Genomic DNA, 3,856 nt, shown 5'->3' with positions numbered 1-3,856 from the left:
GCCTGGGGCGCCATCCGGGCGGCCCAGGGCATCCTGCTGACCACCTATGGCCAGCCCGAGGCCGCGCCGGCCGGCGACAACGCTGCCGGGCTGGCGCTGGTCAAGCAACTCGCCACGCTCATCAAGACCTTCAGCGACGCGGCGAAGACGCACCAGGCCACGCAGTTGGCCGCCAACATCGGCAGCTTCGAAGCCGGCAAGGCGGCCATCAGCGACAGCGAGGCGCCGGCCCAGGCGATGCTCACCAGCCTCAAGGGCATGGTGGCCGACGCCAGCCTGGAAGAAGCCCTGGGCGACGCCGCGGCGAAGAGCACCTGCACAGCAGACGGCAAACTGCCGCACACGGCCGACCCGATGGTCGCCATCAGCGCCAAGGCGGGCCTGGGCATCGTCGCCGGGCAAGATCTGCAGATGGCCGCTGGCGAGACTCTCACACTCGCCGCAGGGCAGAACCTGGAGCAAGCCAGCGGCGGCGCCCTGCGCATCCACACCGGCCAGAGCATCGGCGTGCTGGCCGGGGCGGTGAAGCCTGGAGAACAGGCCGCCGGCAAGGGCATCACCCTCATCGCCGGCCAAGGCGACATCAGCGTGCAGGCGCAGAGCGACACGCTGCGCGTGGCGGCCAAGCAGGACGTGAGCATCCAAAGCGCCAGTGCGCATGTGGACTGGGCGGCCGCCAAGAAGATCCACTTCGCCACCGCGGGCGGTGCCAGGATCACGCTGGAAGGCGGCAACATCATCGTGGAGTGCCCCGGCAAGATCTCGGTCTTGGCGGGCAAGAAGAGCTTCACGGGGCCGCAGCAGACCAGCTACGCGATGCCTGAGCTTTCCCCCGGTGCCGGCTTCATGCGCCGGTACGTCATCCGGCGGCGGTCCGATGCGCAACCCATTGCTCACCAGAAATACCGCATGACGCTCGATGATGGCCGGGTCTTCGAAGGCGTCACCGACGCCCAGGGCCAGACCAGCCTGGCGCAAAGCGACGGCATGCAGCACGTTCGCATCGAACTCCTCTTCGACTGACCCATGGCCGTTTCACGCAGCCTCGAGTTCCTGAACGACCGCGCCAACACGTCCGTGCAGGGCATGGAGGTCGCGTATGCCGACGTCGCCCACATGCCCGGCTTCGTCATCTTCGTGCACGGCGTCAACTCCGACGGCGAGTGGTACGAGGCCGCGGAACGGGGCCTGGTCGCCGGCCTGAACCGGCGGCTGGCGCTGCTGGGGACCGGCGCGGAGTTGAGCGAGACCTCTTACCGGGAGGAGTTGCGACCCAATGGCAGCTTGAACAAGGCCATCGACGGGCTGAACTTCGTCGTCGACCCGGGGCGTTCGCCCGTGATCCGTTTCCGCTGGGGCTACAAGGCCGCCGGCAGCGACGGCACGCCCGGCTCGCAGGACGAGCGGGCGGTGTACGGCAGCAAGATCTACCTGAACGAACTGGACGCCTGGGGTGGTGGCCCGTTCCAGAACGGCACCTCGGCGCTGCCGTACATGTGGGGCGACGGCCTGGATGACCGGGTGTTCTGGTGGCTTTACGCCAACATGTTCCCCGTCGACGGACGCGAGGTCTACGCCTGCCCGCCGCGCGCCTACTTCGCCCACGCAGCGCACCGGCTGAAGGAGCTGATTGCGGCGATTCGCGCCAAGCAGGCCGACTGCCCCATCACGGTGGTCTGCCACAGCCAGGGCAACATGGTCACGTTGGCCGCGGCGCTGATGGGAGAAGCGACCGGGGCCATTGCCGACACCTACGTGCTGTGCAACCCGCCGTACAGCCTGGAGAGCCTGGCGATGGACCAGATCGTCAACGAGGACGGCAAGTCCGCCACCGGCCAGTTCGGCGGCGTGACCACGGATGCCCGCATCGCGACGTTCAAGAACTTCCTGGCGGCGGTGAAGCAACGCGCCGGCACCGGGCAGCCGCTGGAGCTGATCAACCGCTACCACGGCTTCAAGGATCGGCACACGGGCGAGACGCGCTTCGAACTGAAAACCTTTCCCGGCGACCCGAAGGCGGTGCCCGCACCGGGCAGCGACCGAGACAACCGCGGCCGCGTGTTCCTGTACTGCAACCCGCACGACCAGGTGATCGGCGTGGCGCCGGTGCAAGGCATGGGCTGGCGCGGCGTGAACGCGGCGCAGCTGGAAAAGATCGGCGCCGCGGGCGTCTTCCACCAGCGTGTGTGGGCGATGCCCGGGGGCAAGCAGTCGCCCGAGTTCGCCGTCGGTTCACCCGACTGGACGGGACGCGCCTACCGCTACCGTGACGACCACCACGACGCTTCGCAGTTCTGGCTGCCGCGTCCGCCGATGATGCGATTCGCCCTCGCCACCACCGAAGAGCAGGGGTTCTTCTCGAAGATCTTCACCTTCGTGACGGCGCCGTTTGTGTACATCGTGACGCGCATGTTCGACATCCCGATCAACGCCGATCCGCCGAAGGACTGGGCCGTGCCGATCACGGCGCCGGCCTTGCCCCGGCCGGTCACGCCCATGTCCATGCGCTACGGCAAGACGGGGCCGTTCGACGAGGACAAGGATCCGGCGCGTGATGCGCTGGCCTCGGCCGAGCACAAGGAAGTCGTCGCCGACGATCCGCATGCCGAGGTCTACCAACGGACCGGCCAGGGCACTGCGGCCAGTGAACGTTCGCTGCGCTACGAGCAGGCTGCACGCCTGAAGCGCCTGCAGCAGGCCGCAGCCAAGGCGGGCCAGACGCTGTCGGCCGAAGAGCAGCGCTCCGAACTGCGCAAGATGATGGAAGAGAACCCGAACGCGACCGACCACTCCACCATCCTGACCAACGCCCTGCACGCCGAGCGCGTGCTGGCCTACGACGTGGCCATCGGCTGGGTCAACCCCAGCCGCATCAAGCCGGAGGATGTGCAGGTGTTCAGGCAGTTCGCGCACTGGATGTTTGTGGACGAACCTCTCGCCGGCAAGTTCGCCCCCGCGCAGGCGTTCTTCGACTACTGGAAGCAAGGTTTCTATGAAGATAAGCAACTGCACCTCACGTACACCATGCAGCACATGGCAGCCACTGCCCCCGGCATCGTGGATGTGCGCGAACGCCATTGGGCGGGCGCCCTCAAATGAAACCAGGCATTTCCTTCAATGAATCGGCGTCCGTTCATCACCGGAGCACTCAGCATGGGCCTGCTTGAACTGCTGGGCATCAAGCCGGCGACGGCGGACTTGCGGCCGGCCACCTCCCCAGCGGTACGCGCAGCGTCGTGGCCGCCGGGGACCGTCGCGCAACTGGTAGGGGGCAACGCCATCTCGACCATGTTTGATCCGGGATTCGGCGTGGAGAAGCATCTTGCCTTGCTGCTGGCACAGTCGCCGGATGCGGGTCCACTTCCCTACTACAAGTCGGTCACCGGCAGTGATGGATCCGTGACCAATCCACTGCTGCGACCCAGACTTGAGAAATCGCTGTTGGTCGAACTGACCCTCAGCTTCCAGTTCGTCGTCACCTACTACGGCCAGGACGTCGAAGGCTTCAACATGTTCATGTGGAACGGCGTCCGCATGAACGGCTTGCCCCTTGTCGCCGGCTTTGTGCCTGAGCGCAGCGACGCCGACGCGCAGGCAAACTGGCGCAAGGCCTACCAATCCTTCGGCCTAACCTCCAAGCCCGCATTGACCATCGCCAACGGCAACGCCGGCTGGACCACGATGGAAGCGGGCCTGAAGATGATCGCCTCCCCCGAAGGCAAGGTGATTTGGCAGGCCACCGTGGACCTGCCGAGCTTTCCCAAGGGCAGCGCCGCCAACGAAGCCGCCGTGCTGCTGATGCTGGCCCACCCCGCCTACGACACCGGTCGCAAGCCGCTGGCGTACTTGGGAGCCC

At 66.7% G+C, this 3,856-nt stretch carries 2 protein-coding genes and 1 pseudogene; all 3 read left to right on the top strand.

The genetic code is table 11. The features are described from left to right. Positions 1-1,023: DUF2345 domain-containing protein (locus tag CKO43_RS25170; protein ID WP_200232355.1), on the top strand; the 1,023-nt coding region annotated here is incomplete at its 5' end. Positions 1,024-1,026: 3 nt separating this feature from the next. Beyond that, entirely contained in the window at positions 1,027-3,099 is a 2,073-nt protein-coding gene (locus CKO43_RS25165; protein WP_200232354.1) for a T6SS effector phospholipase Tle3 domain-containing protein, read from the top strand. Between the two features lie 54 nt (positions 3,100-3,153). Next, positions 3,154-3,856 (top strand): annotated as a pseudogene (locus CKO43_RS25160) (hypothetical protein); the annotation flags it as partial.

Source organism: Rubrivivax gelatinosus (assembly GCF_016583785.1).
Lineage (GTDB): Bacteria > Pseudomonadota > Gammaproteobacteria > Burkholderiales > Burkholderiaceae_C > Rubrivivax > Rubrivivax gelatinosus_B.
The sequence above is the reverse complement of the archived record's forward strand: the minus strand, read 5'-3'. Positions and strand labels throughout refer to the sequence as shown.